The organism is Cupriavidus sp. PET2-C1 (genome assembly GCF_054515855.1).
The window spans coordinates 3,506,838-3,525,200 of the sequence record NZ_CM137259.1 but is presented as its reverse complement, the minus strand read 5'-3'; the positions used below and the strand labels follow the sequence as shown (position 1 = coordinate 3,525,200).

Below are 18,363 nucleotides of genomic sequence, written 5' to 3'. Positions count from 1 at the left end.
CATGCGCCTGCCGACAGACCGTCATGCATCGCGCTGATAGAAGCGGATCCATGTGTGCTCGGCCCCGCGCTTCCCCTGCTTGACACCCCGAAACTTTCAACCTAAAGTTTGCCTGCAGATCTAGATAAGAGACCATCTGTAAGATGGTCTCTTCCTGCGTGCAGCTTGCTGCGGCCTCTTACAGAAATAAAACAAGGAGACCGCTGTGCAATCCACGATCAAGATCCGTGGCATCGATGATGTCATCGCATTTATTGATTCCTGCCCGGGCATAAAAGGTAGAGCCGGCCTCATCTGGTGGCTTGCGCTGGGAGGACTGTTCCTCGACGCATTTTCCAATTCGGCATTGAGCGCCGGGCTCGGGCCCATGACGCGCAACCTGCAGCTTGCCGCTTCGCAGGTTGCGCTGCTGACATCCTTTGCTTCGTGGGTGGCTATCGCCTTCAATCCCATCGGCGGATGGATGGCGGACCGGTGGGGCCGCATTCGCCCGCTGATCATCGCGAAATTCCTGGCGGTGATTGGCGCGCTGCTGGTGGTGTTCGCGCCTGGCTTCGAAGTGATCCTAGTCGGGCGCTTCTTTGTCGGCGCGGCCTACGGCATCGACTTTGCCATCGCCATGGCCGTGCTGGCCGAGTTCACGCCGGTCAGGCTGAAGAGCCGGCTCAATACCTGGCAGGGCATGTGGTACACCGCGGTCTGCAGCAATTTGCTGCTGGCGTTGCTGTTCCATTCGTGGAATGTGGGCGACGCCATCTGGCGCTACTCCGTGGCCGCCACCGCCATCTTCGGGCTTGGCATCCTGGTGCTGCAGCTTGCGTTCCTGGTGGAGAGCCCGATCTGGCTGGCGCGCAAGGAGCGCCTGGTCGACGCCGCCAAGGCAATGACGCGCATCTATGGCCGGCCCTTTGCCGCCGCGCCGGTGGGAGAGCGCCTGCCCGTGCTGAACCAGGCAAAGCGCGGGCTGGCCAATGTGCTGCTGATCTTTCGCGGTGTGTATCTGCCGCGCACCATTCTTGCGGCGACGGTGCAGATCGGGCAATCCATCCAGTACTTCGCGGTGGGCTGGTATCTGCCGCTGATCAGCGCGGCGTTGTTCGGCAAGGACTTTGTCTACGCCACGGTGGGTGCGCTGGTCTTCAACGTCTTTGGCATCCTTGGTGGCTTCATGTCGCCGCTGATCGGGCGCAAGCTGGGTTTGCGCCGTGCTTCCGCCTTTGGTTTCGCCGCCGTCTTTGTCATGCTGCTGATCCTCGGCCTGTTCAACGGCAAGATGCCGATCTGGGTGGCGGTGATTGTGCCGTCGCTGTTCATCCTTTTCCATTCAGGCGGTCCCGGCGCCAACGGCAAGAGCCTTTCGTCGCTGTCGTTTCGCAGCGAACTGCGCGCGGGGGCCAACGGCATCATCGGCGCACTGGGCTCAACCGGCGCCGCACTGGGCCTGTTGATCTTCCCGCTCTTCCGGGAGAAATACGGCCTGGAGACGACCTTTCTCATTCTCTCGATCGTGCCGCTGACGGCCAGCATCATCTGCTTTGCCATCAAGTGGGACCCGACACGCACCGCCATCCATCCTGACAACGAAGCCGACGCCCCGCAATTCAGCGGCGACGAGGCGCCGGCCCCGGCGTTCCTCAACCCGGCGATAGAGAAATCCCAACGATGAAGACCAACAGCAACGTCATACTCGCCATCGACGAAGGCACGTCCGGCACGCGGGCGGCCGTGGTTGCCGCCGACGGCCATGTCTCGTGCCTCGAATACACGACGCTGCAGGTGGACGCGCCACGGCCCGGCGTGGTCGAGCAAGATGCCAACGCGATACTGGAAAAGACGATCGCCGTCTGCCGAGCCACCATCGCACGCGCGCAGCAAGAGCAGTTGCGCATTGTCGCGCTGGGCATTGCCACGCAGCGTGCCACCGCGGTGCTGTGGGATACCCGCAGCGGGCGGGCGATCGTGCCCGCCATGGTCTGGCAGGACACGCGCTATGTCAGCGAGCTCAACGCGCTGGCGCCGGCCTGGGACAAGACGCTGCTCGAGCAGGTCGGGCGCCCGGTCGGCGTGCGTTCTCCCTACCTCTGGGCCGCGCGCCATTTGCGGGACACGCCCGAGGTGGCCGAGGCGTTCCGCGCGGGCAGCCTGGCGTTCGGCACCATCGACACCTGGCTGCTCTGGCATCTGTCCACCGAGCGCGCCTGCGTGACCACGCCAACCAACGCCACCTCCGCCAGCGCCTACGTGCTGGCCGGGCACCGCTATCACCTCGGCTGGCTCGATGCGCTGGGCTTCCCGCACACGCTGCTGCCCGCGCTGCGCCAGGACGCCGACGATTTCGGGCGCACGCGCCCGGCGCTGCTGGGCATCGACGTGCCGATCCTCGCTTGCGCGGGCGACCAGCTTGCCGGCGCCGCAGGGCTCGGATGCCTGGAGCGCGGGCAGTCGATGTGCGTGCACGGCACCGGCAGCTTCGTGGACCTGGTGATCGGGCCGCAACCACCGGCCAAGGCCGGCCTGTACGACGGCACCCTGACCATGACCGCGCGCCGGCAGCACGATGTCTCGCATCTTTCCGTGGAGACCTTCGTCGCCACCACGGGCTCCGCGCTGAACTGGGTTTGCGAGAAGCTGCGCTGGTTCGAGAGCGCGAAGCAGATCAGCGCGCTGGCCGCCACCGTCGGCTCCGCGCGCGGCGTGACCTTCCTGCCCGCGCTCACCGGGCTGCGCGTCCCGCAGATGCAGCCCGAAGCCCGCGCGTCGCTGACCGGCATCTCCATCGCAAGCACGCAGGCCGAGGTGGCCTACGCCATCCTGGAAGGCATCGCGCATGCGGTGTCGTCCTGCATGGAGGCCAACGAGGAAGTCGCCGGCGTGCCCGTGGCCGAACTCATCGTCGGTGGCGGTCTCTCGGGCAGCGACGCGCTGCTGCAGATCCAGGCGGACCTGACCGGCATGCCGATCCGGCGCATGCGCGAGACCGATCGCGCCAGCTTGCGCGGCATCGCCTTCTTCGCGGGCTCGTCGGGGCTGCTGTGGGACTCGCTGCAGGACGCCCGCGCGACCAATGAAACCGATGCCGTGTTCGAGCCGCGCCTGGGCGCCGACCAGCGCGGCGAGCGCCGCGCGCTCTGGCACGCACGGGTAGCGTCCGAGCTGCGCCACGCGCAAACCTTCCATCACCACTGACCTGCCAGGAGATCACCGAAACATGATGGTTTTTCCATCCAGAAGTCCCAGCCGGGACCGCGCCCGGATGACATCCACCGAACCGCTGCGCCTGGCGCGCCAGGCGCAGCTCGATCGCCTCGGCAGCGAGACCTTCGACATCCTCATCGTCGGCGGCGGCGTGACCGGCGCCTATGCCGCGCTGGATGCCAGCCTGCGCGGCTATCGTGTCGCCCTGGTGGAGAAGAACGATTTCGCCTCCGGCACGTCGTCCAAGTCCTCCAAGATGGTGCATGGCGGCTTGCGTTACATCGAGCAGGGCAATCTCGGGCTGGTGCGCCATTCCCTGCTGGAGCGCCAACGCCTGCGCAGGAATGCGCGGCACCTGGTGCAGCGCCTGCCGTTCCTGTTTCCCGTGATGGAGAAGGACGGCGTGTTCGACAAGCGCCTGTCCAAGGCATTCGAGAGCCTGCTCTGGACCTACGACCTGGCGGGCGGCTGGCGCGAAGGCATCCTGCATCAAAAGCTCACCAAGGCCGAGGTGCTGTCGCATTGCCCGACCTTCAACGAGGAGAACCTGCTCGGCGGCTTCATGTACTTCGATGCGCGCGTGGACGATGCCCGGCTCACGCTGAACCTCGCCCGCACCGCGGCCTTTCACGGCGCGGCAGTGGTCAACCACGCGAAGGTGGTGGAGATCACGCGCAACGGTCACGGCAAGGTCGACGGCGCCATCATTCATGCCGGGGATCGAGAGATCCGCGCCAGGGCCGGCGTCGTCGTCATGGCCACTGGCGTGTGGCTGCGCGACTGGACCGGCCGCAAGAAGGGCGAGGAAAAAACGCTGCATATCCGCCCGGCCAAGGGCGTGCACGTGGCCATTCCCTGGCTCAAGGTCCGCAACGACTGCACCGTGACCATTCCCGTGCCGGGGCGCAACCGCCGCGCCACCATCACGCGCTGGGGCAACGTCTCCTACCTGGGCACCACGGACGAAGACTACGAGGGTGATCTCGACAACGTCTGCTGCACCCGCGAGGAACTCGACTTCCTGCTGGACGGCGCGCGCTGGGCGCTGAAGACGGACCTGCAGGCCGAAGACGTGCTGGGCAGCATCGCGGGCTGCCGGCCGCTGGTGGCGCCGCCGGGGGGCAAGACGCTGGAGATCAAGCGCAACCATGAGATCCATACCGCCGCCGATGGCCTCGTCACCATCGTCGGCGGCAAGCTGACCACCTCCCGGCACATGGCCGAGCAAACCATCGACGCGGCCCAGAAAGTGATTGGCCAGCGCAACCGATGCCAGACCAAATCCGCGTACCTGCTGGGTGCCGCGGGATACGACGCACAGGCCATCGTGGCTTCTGGCGGCTTGTCCGCCCACCTGGGCGAGCGTTATGGCACGGAAGCCCGCTTCGTCAGCGACATCCTGCAGGCCGATGCGCGCCTGCAGGCACCGATTGTCGAAGGGCTTCCCTATACCGAAGCCGAGATCGTCTACGCCGCGCGCCACGAGCTGGCGGGGAGCGTGGACGACGTGCTCTCGCGCCGCATCCGCGCCCGGCTGATGGCGCGCGATGCCTCGGTGCGCGCCGCGTCGCGCGTGGGCGCAATCCTGCAGGCCGAGCTCGGCCTGTCCGAATCCGTGGTGGCGCAGCAGGTCAATGACTACCTGGCTGCCGTCGCACATGAAAAATCCGTTCTACTGGGAGAAGCACAATGATCAGCAAGGAAGCCATCAAGCGCGGCTACAACCGTGGCAACTACGTCGTCGGCGCGCACACGCCGCCGGCCTATGCGGCCACCATCAAGGAAACCTCCTCCATGCCTGGCAGGCCCGGCGCGCCCGGCCTGCAGCGCAACGCCGTCGCCGTGGATGCCGCGCACATCGATGCGCTGCGCGGCGTGGCCGATGAGGTGCTGACCGATACCGCCAGCGTGGTGGCCTGGACGCGCGACTGGTGGGCCGGCTCCATGATGACCGAGACCGCCGGCCGGCCGGCCACGCCGCAGGCCGTCATCGTGCGCGTGTCCACGATCGGGCAGATCCAGGCCGTCATGCGGATCGCCCACGCGGCGGCGATCCCGTTGACGGTGTCGGCGGGCCGCAGCAACGTCACCGGCGCGGCGCTGCCGGTGCGCGGTGGCATCGTGCTGGACGTGTGCGCGCTGAACACGGTGCTGGGCTTCGACAGGGAAAGCCAGATCGTCGAGGTGGAAGCCGGCCTGTTCGGCGACGTGTTCGAGCAGACCATCCAGAAGGACTATGGCATGACCATGGGCCACTGGCCGTCGTCCTTCGCCATCAGCACCGTGGGGGGCTGGGTGGCGTGCCGCGGCGCCGGGCAGCTTTCGACGCGCTACGGCAAGATCGAGGACATGGTCTTCGGCATGGATGTGGTGCTGGCCGACGGCAGCCTGATCAGCGTGGGCGGCTACTCGCGCGCGGCGCTCGGCTCGGACCTGCAGCAACTGTTCATCGGCTCGGAAGGCACGCTCGGCGTGATCGTGCGCGTGCGTCTCAAGCTGCATCGGCTGCCGGACTACGGCCGCGCCATTGCCTATGGCTTCAAGACCTTCGCCATCGGCCTGGAAGCCTGCCGCGAGATCATGCAGCGCGGCGCCAATCCCGCAGCCCTGCGCCTGTACGACGAGCTCGAGAGCCGCGTGCAGTTCAACCTGCCCGACACCAACGTGCTGCTGATCGCCGACGAAGGCGCGCGCGAGATGGTCGACGCCGTGATGGCCATCAGCGAAGGCGTGTGCAAGGCGCTCGGCGATGCGCTGGACAGCGACGCGATCTTCGAGCGCTGGCTGGATACGCGCTACCTGACCGGCAAGAGCGCGGAAGGCTTCAAGCGCAGCCCCGGCTTTGTTGCCGACACGCTGGAGATGTCCGGCCCCTGGAGCGACCTGCCCGCCATCTACACGGATGTGGTCAACGCCATCAACGCCGTGCCCGGCACGCTCGCCGGCTCGGCGCACCAGTCGCATGCCTATGTGGACGGCGCGTGCCTGTACTTCTCGCTGCGCGGCGAGGTCGAGGTGGAGAACCGGGCGAAGTGGTATCGCCAGGCCTGGGATGCCGCCAACGCGGTGTTGATCAAATACAATGCCGCGTTGAGCCACCATCACGGCATCGGGCTGCTGCGCGCGCCGTATATGCGCGAATCGCTGGGCAGCGCCTTTCCGGTGCTGATGGCGGTCAAACAAGCGCTGGATCCCAAGAACATCCTCAACCCCGGAAAGCTCGGTCTGACGGACGCGCTGCCCCACGACCCGGATCGGTAAGCACCATGGACAAGTCACTCGGGGCACGCCTGACGCGGCACCCGGTCATCGCGACGCTCTTCGGTGTCGAGCAGGCGGATATCCTGATCGAGAGCCACGCCGAGGTCTGCATCGTTGCCAATGTGGAGCTGCGCAAGCTGCAGCCCGTGGTGGCCACGCTCACCAAGGCCGGCAAGTACGTCATCGTCAATATCGACAGCTGCGAAGGGCTGTCGCAGGACAAGGGCGGCGTCGAGTATCTCGCCGATATCGGGGTGACCAGTCTGGTTTCGACCCGGGTGGCCACCATCCAGCGCGCCAACCGGGCTGGCCTCATCACGATGCAGAAGGTGTTCGTGACCGACCGATCGACCTGGCCGCGCAGCGTCAAGGCGCTGGAGCAAAGCGATCCCAACCTGGTGCAGCTGATGCCCGCGCCCATGCTCGCGCATCTATCCACCCAGGACCGCAAGGCGCTGCCGCCCATCGTGACTTCGGGGTTCGTCTGCAACAAGGAAGACATCCGTAGCGCGATCCGGGAAGGCGCCGTGGCGGTGTCCACCAGCGACAGCAATCTGTGGAACCTGGAGCCTTCGGTGCTGAAGTCCTGAAGTCCTGATGTTCTCAAGCCCTGAAGCCTGATCGAGCGAAAGCACGCCTGTGCGTGCTTTCGCTCGCCGGGCGCGACTCAGGCCCTGGCGCCGTCGGCGCCTACATCCCTTTGAACGCGTCCGCATAAAGCCGGCTGACCCCCAGCTTTTCCGGCCGGTCGCGCAAGGTCAGGGTGAGCTTGCCGCTGTCATCGCGCAGCGCGCTGGCAATGGCCGTGCAGCGTACGATGGTGCTGCGGTGGACCTGCCAGAAGCACGCCGGGTCGATCCGCATCTGCAGCTCCCGCAGCGACATGCGAATCAGGTGCTCGCGCTGCGCGGTGACCACCCGCACATACTTGTCCGCAGCCTCGAAATACAGCACCTCGTCAATCGGCACCATCGTGATGGTATTGCCGGCGCTGGCCTGGATCACCTGCAACGGGCTGGCCGCCGGCGCGGCTGGCGGCGCGGACATGCCGACGGCAAGCAGCGCGCGCAACTGATCCATGGCGGCGTCCAGCGATGGCGGGGCGGCCTGCGGGGCCGCACGCTGTTGCAACGTGGCTTGCAGGCGCGCGCAGGTCTTTGCCAGGCGGTCGGCCTGCACGGGCTTTAGCACGTAGTCGACGGCCGCATGCTCGAATGCGTGCAAGGCGTAATTGTCGTAAGCCGTCACGAAGACGATCAGCGGGAATGGCTTGGCCGAGTCGGGCCAGTCCTCGGCCAGGGTCTGCGCTGCCTCCAGTCCGCTCATGCCCGGCATGCGGATATCCAGGAACAGCAGATCGGGCTGCAACGCGAGCGCCTGCGCCACGGCGGCCTCGCCGTCGCCGACCGTCGCGACGATGTTCAGCGCCGGCCACAAGCGGGCCAGCTCCGCCTGGAGGTCCGCGGCCAGCAGCGCTTCGTCTTCGGCGATCAGGGCAGTGGTTTGCATGGAGGCGATATCGGGGAGGGGGGCGGCAGTGAGTCAGGATAGCGGAAGGCGCACGACGGCCAGCGTGCCGCCGCCGCTGCCATCGCCGTCATCGCCGTCATCGCCGGCACCCAGCAGCTCGAAGCTCGCCGCTTTGCCGTAGAGCTGGGCGAGCCGTTCGCGCACCTGCGATGTGCCAAAGCAATCCGAGCCGGGCGGCAGCTCGCTCAAGCCCGCGCCGGTGTCGCGCACGCCGAGCACCAGCGTGCTGCCCTCGCGGCGGGCCGTCACCTTGATCCAGCCGCCCGCGACGATGGGCTCCAGCCCGTGCTTGATGGCGTTCTCAACCAGTGGCTGCAGCAGCAGCGGCGGCACGGGCAGGTTGGCCAGGCCGGCGGGCAGGTCCAGCTCGACCCGCAGCCGCGCGCCCATGCGCACCTGCATCAGCGCCAGGTAGTCTTTGATGCGATCGAACTCGCATGACAGCGGATGCGAGCCGGAGCGCGACGCCTGCAGCGTGGCGCGCAAGAACGAGATCACCTGGTTCAGCATCTCTTGCGCGCGCTGCGGATCCTGCCCGATCATCACGCGCAGGTTGCCCAGCGTATTGAACAGCATGTGCGGTTCCAGCTGCGACTCCAGCAAGCGCAGCTGGTTCTCCGCGGCGCTGCGCATGGCCGCCTGCGCCCGTGCTTCCGCAGCCGCCATGCGTCCGCGCGCATAGTGGAAGTAAGAGATGCCGAGCGCCAGCACCAGCGCCACCGTCATGCTAAGCAGCAGGGCGCGCGGATTGCGCATCAGATCCGACGCCGTGCCGTGGCTACCGGTGAGCAGGTCGGCAATCGCATGCCCGCCAAAATAGCCCGCTACGCCGGACACGACGATCCACGGAAACATCCACTTCCAGTCCGGCCAGCGCCGCTGCGTGGTGGAAGCGCCCGGCGAGCCGTCGGGCAGCCGGCGCGTGAGGCCATAGCGGCCCAGCTTCACCAGCGCCTGTATCAACATCGTGATGCACAGGGCATAGGCCAGGTTCATGCCAAACGGCTCGCGGAACACGACGGAGAAGAAGCCGGCGGCACCGAGCGCCACGGGCACGCCAATCCGCAGTTCGCGAAACAGCCAGGCCAGTGCCTTGGTGGGATAGCGCATGACGGGCTGTGGCCGGATGTCAGCCACCAGCAACGCCCCGGGACAGCTCAGCCTGCGGGCGCCGCGCGCGCAGCTCCGCCGTGGTGCTGCCCTCGCCATGCGGCGTCCAGCCCGGCGGCATGAGCAGGTACCCAAGGAACGCGCGCAAGCTGCGCGCCCCCGCCAGGTCGCGCAGCAGATGCGCCCACTGCGTGAACTCGATCCGCAACGGGTTCGCGCTCTCGATCGGATGCACAAGGCCATACCGGCAGGGCAGGTCCTCGCGCTCCTTCACGTAGGTGCCAAACAAGCGATCGAACACCACCAGCACACCGCCATAGTTTGCATCCAGGTACTCAAGGTTGGACGCGTGATGCACCCTGTGCGCCGAAGGCGTATTGAAGATCCCCTCCAGCCAGCCCAAGCGCGGAATCCACGTCGCATGAATCCAGAACTGATAGAGCAGGTTCAGCGACAACACGGCAAACACGATTTGCGGCGCAAAGCCGATCCAGGCCAGCGGCACGAAGAACAGTGCCGTGCCGGTCAGCTTGCCGAGAACCCCGATGCGAAACGCCGCCGACAGGTTCAGCTGGTTCGGCGAGTGGTGCACCGCGTGGCTGCTCCAGAACCACCGCACCCTGTGCGCCGCGCGGTGATACCAGTAGTAGCAGAACTCCTGCCCGATAAACAGCAGCGGCAACGCGATCCAGCCGGTGGGATGAATCGTCATCCAGCGGTGCTCGAACGCCAACCGCACCAGCGGCGCCGCGATCGACAGCGGCAAGGCAATGCCCACCGCGATGCGCGCCACCAGATCCAGCGCCGACACCCCGAACGCCCGCCAGTCGTAGCGCTGGCGGCGCGACAAGACGATGGCCTCGATCAAGGCGAATGCCAGTACCGACGGGGCCGCGATAAACAGCTGAAATTTCTCGAATGCGTTCATGACGGCAGGCCTGGACGTGGTTCGGGACGGGGGTTGCTGGCTTCGGTTGCTGGTTTTAGTTGCCGGCTTCAGTTGCTGGCTGCGGTGGCGGCCTGAGTGATCAGCCCGGCACGCTGCTCGGCATTGCTTGCCGGGTCAGCCTCCAGGTCACCAGGCTACGTGAGAGGAAGATACCGCTAACGGCACCATAGATAAAGCCGATCGGCATCGCTACGCCGCCGTGCCACAGCAAACCGGGGTTCACCGCCATGGCCACGCTCACACCGTAGCGGGTGATGAACAGGCAGAGGATCAACGCCAGCGGCACCCAGCTTGCCGGCACCAGCAGGCGGCGATCGGCTTCCAGCCAGCGAATGCCGCTCCAGGCGCCGATGGTGTGGGCCAGCGCCAGCGCGGCAGCCGCGCCGACTCCCCATCCAAGCAGCGCGAGCGGCTGCGCAGAGAAGGCCGAGATGACGCCGCCCAGCGAGACCATCGCCATGGCCACGGGCACGGCCGTGGCGCGGGCTGGCGTCATCCGTCTGGGAACGGTTTGCGAGAGGCCGAGCGCGATCAGGCCCGCGAGCACGATCCAGACCCATCGGGGCGTGTGGTGGAGGATTTCAGTGAGCATGGGGGGCATCCAGTCTTGTCAGGGGGGAACGCGATGGTGCTCATATTCGGCTGACACCGGCGCGGTGTGCTGGCCGCTGCGATGAAATGCCGGATGGTGTCGCGAAGTGCAGGCGGTGCGGGTCGAGTCGCCAGTGCGTGGCTGGCGGTTCCGAACGAGGTGGCCGGGGCCGGGTGTATCCGGCTTCGCTTTCGGGGGGGCGCCAATCGGCCTCTATCCAGGCTGGGGAAATCTGGCCATGGAGATATCGGCCAGGTATGACCCATCGGGCAGGCGTATCCGCTTCTCGAAACGTCCTTCCTGAACAAAGCCAAAACGCGCATAGAGAACGCGAGCCCGGCTGTTGGTCGCCCGCACGCGCAGTTCGATCTTTTCGACAGCCGGCGTGCGATCCGCCCACGCCAGCAGTGCCGCCATCAGCGCCGTCCCGATTCCAAGGCCAAGGTGCCCGGGATGGACGACGATCGTCAGCGTGAACACGTGCGCAATGGACGCCAGTCCCAACGGCTCCAGCAGCGCGTGGCCCACCGGCTCGCCGTTGATCTCGGCGACGAGATAGGCGCCTTTTGTCGAGAGGACTTCGATCTTTTGCTCGAAGGCAGATTCGTGGAACTCATCTGGCTGCGATACAAGCAGTCCCGGGGTGGCGGCGGTTGTCCGCTCGGCCGAGCAAAGCGCAGGGGCATCTGCCTTGGTCGCTTTCCGGATTTTCAGGGTCTCTGGCATGGCGGGTTTGTCTATGGACTGCATTGGTGCCGGGGGACGTCCCTGGTCTACGCTCCACGAACCTCGTAATCAGCTAGTACCAACCGATAAGCCGCAACGGCGCCACTCGAAAGAAACAGCCGCCGTGACTCAAATGCGCGCAGCCAGAATTGAACCACGGCTTGAGAAACGCCCTTCTGGTTTGCAGCTTGCTCCACTATATTGGCCACCTCGATTTCCAACAGCGCCGCATAGGTGTCTCTGCTGATGGCAACCCGATGCCCATGCTCTGGCGCAACAATGTGAAATGGGCCTTCGATCGGCACGTTGTATAGCGCTCTCCGGTCGGCGATGCAGAAGGAGTAGGCCAGGTTCTCCGCCTCGGTCCCTATCAGGCCAGCGATCGCCCCGCGGCGCGAAAGCGGCTGTGCCTTGGCCGCGAACTCTTCCGTGCCATAGATGCTGTGGAACGCCCCGGCCAATGCGACGAAGCCGGGATTGCCCCAGGCGCCAAGAAGCGCATAGGTTCCGAGCAGATGCGCGGACAGCGCGCGACCATGGTGATCGATGTCATCCGCTCCCAATTCGGATAGCGCTTCCCGCAGCGTGGCTGCGTCGGTGATCTCACGGTTCATTTTGCTTGCCGGCATTTGGGCACCGGGCAAATCATAGCTGGCCCTGATTGGCAATGCGCAAGCGTTTGGTGATACCGGGCGGGCCTGTGGGGCCCGGGCGTTTCAGGCGCCCCCGCCCCGCACCGGGAATACCCGTATTGGAAGAATCATCCAGCCGATCATAATCATGATAATTATGATCATAAATAGGCTGCAAGCGATGTCCAATGACCCCAAGCCCAAGATCTCTGGCACCAGGCGCGTGAAGCGCTCGGACCAGGTGGTCACCGACATCAAGCGCTGGATCGTCCAGACCCACCAGAAGGTCGGCGACAAGCTGCCGCAGGAGGCGGCCCTCATCGAGCAGATGGGCGTGGCGCGCGGGACCGTGCGCGAGGCGCTGGCCGCCCTGCAGGTGCAGGGCCTGGTCACCGTCAGCACCGGGCCCAACGGCGGCGCCACGCTGGCGCAGCCCTCGTACGATCGTTGCCTGGAGGCTGTATCCAACTTCCTGTACTTCCAGCCAGTCGATATCGCCACGCTGTACGCCTTGCGCCGCGCGGTAGAGCCCGAACTGGCTGCCAACGTGGCACTGCGCCTGACCGACGCGGACCTGGCCGAGCTCGATGCGCTGATCGGGCTGAGCCATCCGGCGCACGGAGGCAGCGCGGACTGGAACGAGCGACGCGAAGCGGACCTGCTGTTTCACGACCGGCTGACCGATGCGTGCAGCAGCCCCATGCTGGCGCTGTTCTGCCGCCTGCTCAACGACATCATTCGCCGCGTGATCGTGGTGCGCAATGCGCAGGACAGCTTCGCGCGTTTCGACGATGAAATCCTCCACAGCCACGCTGGCCTGATGGACGCCTTCCGCGCGCGCGATGCCGACCGTGCACGCGCGCTCATGCACGAGCATATGGAGCACGCCGAAGCCCTGGCCCTTGAGGCCGAATCACGCGTCGACCGGGGAAGCCTGCTGATGAGCCCTAGCGACTAAGCCACCGCCGCGCGGGCCCGCTCGCCGGCATCCACCATCCGCCTCGCCAAACTCCCGCATTGCACTGGGGGCGGGATCGCTTTTGCCCGAAATTCCTGGAGTCTCAACGTGAATACCCCCGAAACGCTGTGGCGCTGGAGCGCCGTCGACATTGCCGCCGCCGTGCGCCGCCGCGACATTTCCTGCCGCGAGGCCACCGCCAGCGCGCTCGCACGCATCGAGCAGCTCAACCCGCGCATCAACGCGCTGGCAGAGGTGCTGGCCGGGCAAGCGATGGCGAGTGCCGATGCGGCCGATCAGCTAGTCGCCAGCGGCGCGCAACTTGGCCCGCTTCATGGTGTGCCGGTCACGATCAAGATCAATGTGGATCAGGCCGGGCACGCCACCACCAACGGCGTGATCCCGCTCAAAGACAACATCGCGCGTGAAGACGCGCCCGTGGTGGCGCACTGGCGCAATGCCGGCGCCATCATTGTCGGGCGCAGCAACACCGCCACCTACTCGTCGCGCTGGTTCACGGACAACGGCCTGCACGGCCGCACGCTCAACCCCTGGGATCCGGAGATCACGCCCGGAGGCTCCAGTGGCGGCGCCGCCGCCGCGGTGGCTTGCGGCATGGGCGCGCTAGCCCATGGCAACGACATCGGCGGATCCATCCGCTATCCGGCCTATGCCTGCGGCGTGCCCGGCTTGCGGCCAACGGTCGGCCGCGTGCCCGCGTACAACCCCAGCGCCAGCGCCGAGCGCGGCATCACGCCGCAACTGATGTCGGTGCAGGGCGTCATGGCCCGCAGCATGGCTGACCTGCAGCTTGGCTATCAAGCCATGGCGCGCTACGACGCGCGCGATCCGGCGTGGGTGCCGGCGCCGTTGGAGTTGCCGCCACCAGTGGGGCCGATCCGCGTGGCGCTGTTCAAGCACTGCCCGGGCATTCCCATCGATCCGGCGGTGAGCCGCGCCCTGGACAGCGCCGCCGATTGGTTGCGGCAAGCCGGCTACACGGTGGAAGAAGCCGCTTTGCCGGATTTCCTCGAAGCCGCCGCGCTATGGCGCACGCTGATCACGGACGACAGCCGCCGCAACATCATCGCCGGGGTGGACCAACACGGCGACGAAGCCATGCGGCGCAGCCAGCGCAACATGATCGAGGGCATGGCGCAGACCAGCCGCGATGGCTTTCTCGATGCATTGGCGCGCCGCCAGACACTGGCGCGCAACTGGTCGGTCTTCCTGGAAAGCTATCCGCTGGTGTTGATGCCGGTGTCATGGCAGCGGCCCTGCGCGCAGGACGCGGACATCGGCACGCTTGAACAAACGCACGCCCTGCTCGACGCCCAGAGCCCGCTGCTCGCCACGGCCATGCTTGGCATGCCGGGCCTCTCGGTACCCACGGGCATGGCCGGCGCCATCCCCGTTGGCGTGCAGCTGATGGCCTGGCGCTTCAGGGAAGACCTGCTGCTGCGAGCAGGGCAGGTCATCGAAGACGCAGCGCACTTCACACCATTCGCCGCCCGGTAATCCCCCCGCAAACCAACCAGGAGCATCCAATGAACGACCGCAACCATAACGCCGCCGTGCGGCTCTCGCGCCGCGCCATGCTGGCCGGCACCGCCGCCGTCCTGTGTGCGGGCAGCGTGATCTCGCGTGCCGCATGGGGCCAGACCGTCTCGCGCATCATCGTGCCGTTCCCGGCGGGCGGGCCAGCCGATTTCATGGGGCGCTTGCTGGCAGAGAAGTTGAAGGACGCGATGGGCCGCACCGTGATCGTCGACAACCGTCCCGGCGCCGGCACCCGCGTGGCGGCCGAAGTCCTGAAGAACGCGCCCGCAGACGGCAACGCCGTGCTGCTGGCGCCAGTGGATCCAATGTTCATCGGCCCGCTGATCTACAACAACATGCGCTTTAATCCCGTTACCGATTTCAAGGCCATCACCGACGTGGCCGGCGTTCAGTTCGGGCTGGCGGTGAGTGCCAGCTCGCCGATCAAGACGCTGGCGGAATTTGTCCAGGCGGCCAAGGCCCGTCCCGCCGAGCACTCCATCGGCATCAGCACCGTTGGCACGTTGCTTCATTTCCTGGCGGTGGAATTCGTTGCCCAATCCCATACGGGCAGCACCCTGGTGCCCTATCGCGGGGGCGGCCCCCTTGTCACGGACCTGATGGGCAACCAGATATCCGCCGGCATGGACGCAACCACCACCTTCATGGAATATCACCGCGCCGGCAAACTCCGCGTGCTGGCGGTGGCCGGCGACAAGCGCGCCGATGCGCTGCCCAATGTGCCCACGTTTGCGGAGTCCGGGTTTCCAAACCTGGTGACCTCGTCGCGCTATCTGCTGTATGTGCGCGCGGGTACCGCACCCGACGTGGCCGCGCAGTGGGGCGACGCCGTGCGCAAGATCCTGGCCATGCCGGATGTGCGGGAGAAGCTGGCGCGCACCGGCTACGACCTGCTGCCTGGTGGCGCGCCGGATGAGGTGGCCAGGTATGCGAACGCGCTTGCCGCGCGCTGGACGCCGGTGATCAAGGCTTCGGGGTTCAAGGGAGACTGAAGGGGACTGAGGGGGACTGAGGGGGCACCGATTCTCGACAAGCGGACGCAGCCCTCGCGTCCGCTTGTTCAAGAAGCGACCTTCCCGAGAAAATCCCGCACAGCCCCGTTGAACAACGCCGGCCTCTGCAGCGGCGCGAAATGGCTCACGCCCGGCAGCAGGACCCACTCCGCCCCGGGAATGCTCCGCGCAAGGTATTCGGCATGTTCGCGTTTGATGAACTCATCATGCTCGCTCTGCACAATGGCTACCGGCACACGGATATCGGCCAGCGCGCCCGCCGCGTAGTTGGGCTGGGTCTTCATCATCTCGCTGACCGCGCCCACGAAGGCATCGAACGCGTCTGGCGTTGCTGATAGTTGCGCATAGTCCATGGCGTGCCGGGCAAAACATCGGTTGATGATCGCACCAGGCGAGATCGTCTTTGTGCCGCTGGGGTCCATGTTGCAGCCAAAGAAGAACACCCCCGCGACGCGCTCAGCGGCTGTCATGCCGAAGATCAAGGCGATGCATGCACCGTCGCTCCAACCCACAATGGCGGCCTTATCGATGTGCAAGGCGTCCATCACGGCCAGTACGTCGGACGCCATCAACGCATAGGTGAAGGGGCGTCCATCGCGCGTGCTGCGACCGTGTCCGCGGCTGTCGATGAGCACGGCGCGATGGCCGGCGCTGACCAGCGCCGGAACCTGATAGCCCCAATTGCCGCTATGGCCGAGACCCCCATGCAGCAGGATCACGGGAGTGCCGGCTGCCCCGTACGTGGCATACCAGATTCGGGCGCCTTCATTGTCCACGTAGCCCGCATCGCCGGTGGCCGGCAGCGGCGCGGCGCCGTGCGCCTCGAAGCGGGTAAGGTCATCATCGAAGGATTCCATTTTGAAATGACTCCTGGTGCAAACATGCGGCCAACGACATGACGATCGAGTGACGGCGACTACCGCGGGTCCCCGTTGCCATCTGCGAATTCTACTTAGCGTCAAACTATTGGCCCAGAAACGGCGTAGTCCAGGCGGCGCGCAACGCCGGCATCCAGGTGTTTCATGTGCCACATCATCGCACCCGGCCGGACGCCGTCTCCAGCGATTTCGCCTATAACGGTACGGTGGTACTTCGGACACACCAATGCAAGGGAGTCTTTCCATGGGCAAGCGCATCACCATCGACGTCGCCGACGGCAGCTTTGCTGCCTATCTGGCCACGCCATCCGCCAACGCGCGCGGTACCGCCATCGTCGTGATCCAGGAGATCTTCGGCATCAACGCGGACATGCGGCAGACCTGTGACGACTTTGCCAGCCAGGGCTTCGTCGCCCTCTGCCCCGACCTGTACTGGCGGCAAGAGCCCAATGTGGAGCTGACCGACAAGTCCGAGGCCGAATGGAAAAAGGCGCTGGCGCTCTACACCGCGTTCGACGTGGATAAAGGCGTGGCAGACCTCGATGCCACCATCCAGGCCGCGCGCAAACAGTCGGGCGTGGGCGGCGGCGTAGGCACGGTCGGCTATTGCCTTGGCGGCCTGCTGGCTTTCCTGACGGCGACGCGCACCAACGCGGACGCCGCGGTCTCCTACTACGGCGTCGGCATCGACCAGCACCTGGCGGAAGCCAGCAAGCTCTCAGTCCCTCTGCTGATGCACATCGCGGAAGAAGACGAGTTCGTGCCCCCGCAGGCGCGCGCAACAATCATCGAAGCCCTGCGCGATCGCCCCAAGGTGGAAATCCACACGTACCCCGGCTGCATGCACGCCTTCGCGCGCAACGCCGGCGTGCACTACAACGCCGAAGCAGCCAAGGCCGCCAACGCGCGGACGCTGTCTTTCTTCCAGGCGATGCAGTAATCCGGCAGGTCCCGCTGCAACCCACAAGGAGGTCATTCCATGAGTGAGATCACAACCAAGGACGGCACGCACATCTTCTACAAAGACTGGGGCACGGGCCAGCCCATCGTGTTCCATCACGGCTGGCCGCTCAGCGCGGACGACTGGGACGCGCAGATGCTCTTCTTCGTCGCCAAGGGCTTCCGGGTGATCGCACATGACCGCCGCGGCCACGGGCGCTCCACGCAGACCGACACCGGCAATGAGATGGACACCTACGCCGCGGATGTCGCCGCGCTGGCTGCCCATCTGAACCTGAAAAACGCCGTGCACATCGGCCACTCCACCGGCGGCGGCGAGGTGGCGCGCTACGTCGCGCGGCACGGCGCTGGCCGCGTAGCCAAGGCGGTGCTGATCGGCGCGGTGCCGCCGATCATGGTCAAGAGCGCGACCAACCCGGGCGGCCTGCCGCTGGAGGTGTTCGACGGTTTCCGCGCGCAGCTGGCCGCCAACCGGGCACAGTTCTACAAGGACGTGCCGTTCCCGTTCTACGGCTTCAACCGCGAGGGGGTAAAGCCATCCGAAGGCATCATGGCGAACTGGTGGCGCCAGGGCATGATGGGCGGGATCAAGGCGCACTACGATTGCATCAAGGCGTTCTCGGAAACGGACTTTACGGAAGACCTCAAGAAGATCGATGTGCCGGTGCTGATCCTGCATGGAGACGATGACCAGATCGTGCCGATTGCGGATTCGGCTTTGCTGTCTGCCGAGTTGGTGAAGCAGGGCACGCTGAAGGTCTACAAGGGGCTGCCGCACGGGATGTGTACTACCCATCCTGATTTGATCAATCGGGATTTGCTTGAGTTTATTCAGAGGTAGGGAGATGGGGAGGGGAATGCAGCAAATTTTGGCGTTCCCCTTGGCGGCCGGCCTAGGGGTTTGGCGTAGCTCCTGACGTGCGAGGTTTCTAGCCCCGCTGACGCGGGGGTGTCTCTTGGGGGTGGGGTTTTACTGCTTCTAGCTGCTGGCGCGGCTGT

17 protein-coding genes are annotated in these 18,363 nt (G+C 65.9%); 10 read left to right on the top strand and 7 right to left on the bottom strand.

Going from position 1 to position 18,363, the window contains the following annotated elements:
* Window positions 1–205: 205 nt before the first annotated feature.
* Genes ACX12D_RS15880 through ACX12D_RS15860 form a run of 5 tightly spaced genes read left to right on the top strand, consistent with a single transcriptional unit; the run spans window position 206 to window position 7,046 of the window.
* Window positions 206–1,666, top strand: coding sequence for an MFS transporter (locus ACX12D_RS15880; RefSeq protein WP_459371873.1), 1,461 nt, complete (start codon window positions 206–208; stop codon window positions 1,664–1,666).
* Window positions 1,663–3,186, top strand: coding sequence for an FGGY family carbohydrate kinase (locus tag ACX12D_RS15875; RefSeq protein WP_459371872.1), 1,524 nt, complete (start codon window positions 1,663–1,665; stop codon window positions 3,184–3,186). Before ACX12D_RS15880 ends, ACX12D_RS15875 begins: the two co-directional genes overlap by 4 nt.
* A gap of 22 nt (window positions 3,187–3,208) precedes the next feature.
* Window positions 3,209–4,888 carry a glycerol-3-phosphate dehydrogenase/oxidase gene (locus tag ACX12D_RS15870; protein WP_459371871.1) on the top strand — a complete coding sequence of 560 codons (1,680 nt, stop codon included), beginning with the start codon at window positions 3,209–3,211 and terminating at the stop codon, window positions 4,886–4,888.
* Window positions 4,885–6,456, top strand: coding sequence for an FAD-binding oxidoreductase (locus ACX12D_RS15865; protein ID WP_459371870.1), 1,572 nt, complete (start codon window positions 4,885–4,887; stop codon window positions 6,454–6,456). The genes ACX12D_RS15870 and ACX12D_RS15865 overlap by 4 nt, the downstream gene beginning before the upstream one ends.
* A gap of 5 nt (window positions 6,457–6,461) precedes the next feature.
* Window positions 6,462–7,046, top strand: a complete 585-nt coding sequence (locus ACX12D_RS15860) for a glycerol-3-phosphate responsive antiterminator (protein ID WP_459371869.1) — start codon at window positions 6,462–6,464, stop codon at window positions 7,044–7,046.
* A gap of 100 nt (window positions 7,047–7,146) precedes the next feature.
* Here the strand turns inward: ACX12D_RS15860 and ACX12D_RS15855 are convergent, their stop codons facing one another.
* The 6 genes from ACX12D_RS15855 to ACX12D_RS15830 all read right to left on the bottom strand — a co-directional run bounded on the left by ACX12D_RS15855 (window position 7,147) and on the right by ACX12D_RS15830 (window position 11,977).
* The gene (locus ACX12D_RS15855; protein WP_459371868.1) at window positions 7,147–7,965 is read right to left on the bottom strand and encodes a LytR/AlgR family response regulator transcription factor; all 819 of its coding nucleotides are present in this window, start codon (window positions 7,963–7,965) and stop codon (window positions 7,147–7,149) included.
* A gap of 33 nt (window positions 7,966–7,998) precedes the next feature.
* Complete coding sequence (locus tag ACX12D_RS15850) at window positions 7,999–9,096, bottom strand: sensor histidine kinase (RefSeq protein ID WP_459371867.1); 1,098 nt, start codon at window positions 9,094–9,096, stop codon at window positions 7,999–8,001.
* Window positions 9,097–9,115: 19 nt separating this feature from the next.
* Window positions 9,116–10,024 carry a sterol desaturase family protein gene (locus ACX12D_RS15845; RefSeq protein WP_459371866.1) on the bottom strand — a complete coding sequence of 303 codons (909 nt, stop codon included), beginning with the start codon at window positions 10,022–10,024 and terminating at the stop codon, window positions 9,116–9,118.
* 100 nt (window positions 10,025–10,124) lie between these two features.
* On the bottom strand, window positions 10,125–10,637 hold the full coding sequence (locus ACX12D_RS15840; protein ID WP_459371865.1) for a DUF6622 family protein: 513 nt from the start codon (window positions 10,635–10,637) through the stop codon (window positions 10,125–10,127).
* Window positions 10,638–10,850: 213 nt separating this feature from the next.
* The gene (locus ACX12D_RS15835) at window positions 10,851–11,363 is read right to left on the bottom strand and encodes a GNAT family N-acetyltransferase (protein WP_459371864.1); all 513 of its coding nucleotides are present in this window, start codon (window positions 11,361–11,363) and stop codon (window positions 10,851–10,853) included.
* 47 nt (window positions 11,364–11,410) lie between these two features.
* Window positions 11,411–11,977 carry a DUF6817 domain-containing protein gene (locus tag ACX12D_RS15830; protein ID WP_459371863.1) on the bottom strand — a complete coding sequence of 189 codons (567 nt, stop codon included), beginning with the start codon at window positions 11,975–11,977 and terminating at the stop codon, window positions 11,411–11,413.
* A gap of 199 nt (window positions 11,978–12,176) precedes the next feature.
* Between ACX12D_RS15830 and ACX12D_RS15825 the strand changes: the two genes are divergently transcribed.
* The 3 genes from ACX12D_RS15825 to ACX12D_RS15815 all read left to right on the top strand — a co-directional run bounded on the left by ACX12D_RS15825 (window position 12,177) and on the right by ACX12D_RS15815 (window position 15,505).
* Window positions 12,177–12,953 carry a FadR/GntR family transcriptional regulator gene (locus ACX12D_RS15825; RefSeq protein WP_459371862.1) on the top strand — a complete coding sequence of 259 codons (777 nt, stop codon included), beginning with the start codon at window positions 12,177–12,179 and terminating at the stop codon, window positions 12,951–12,953.
* Between the two features lie 108 nt (window positions 12,954–13,061).
* Window positions 13,062–14,471 (top strand): amidase family protein, encoded by a 1,410-nt coding sequence (locus ACX12D_RS15820; protein ID WP_459371861.1) that lies wholly within the window; start codon window positions 13,062–13,064, stop codon window positions 14,469–14,471.
* Between the two features lie 29 nt (window positions 14,472–14,500).
* Window positions 14,501–15,505: a Bug family tripartite tricarboxylate transporter substrate binding protein gene (locus tag ACX12D_RS15815; RefSeq protein ID WP_459371860.1), complete on the top strand. Its 1,005-nt coding sequence runs from the start codon at window positions 14,501–14,503 to the stop codon at window positions 15,503–15,505.
* A gap of 68 nt (window positions 15,506–15,573) precedes the next feature.
* Here the strand turns inward: ACX12D_RS15815 and ACX12D_RS15810 are convergent, their stop codons facing one another.
* Window positions 15,574–16,383 carry an alpha/beta fold hydrolase gene (locus ACX12D_RS15810; protein ID WP_459371859.1) on the bottom strand — a complete coding sequence of 270 codons (810 nt, stop codon included), beginning with the start codon at window positions 16,381–16,383 and terminating at the stop codon, window positions 15,574–15,576.
* A gap of 265 nt (window positions 16,384–16,648) precedes the next feature.
* Here ACX12D_RS15810 and ACX12D_RS15805 point away from each other — a divergent pair, with 265 nt between their 5' ends.
* Entirely contained in the window at window positions 16,649–17,344 is a 696-nt protein-coding gene (locus tag ACX12D_RS15805) for a dienelactone hydrolase family protein (protein WP_459371858.1), read from the top strand.
* Window positions 17,345–17,383: 39 nt separating this feature from the next.
* Window positions 17,384–18,205, top strand: a complete 822-nt coding sequence (locus ACX12D_RS15800; RefSeq protein WP_459371857.1) for an alpha/beta fold hydrolase — start codon at window positions 17,384–17,386, stop codon at window positions 18,203–18,205.
* Window positions 18,206–18,363: the final 158 nt, after the last annotated feature.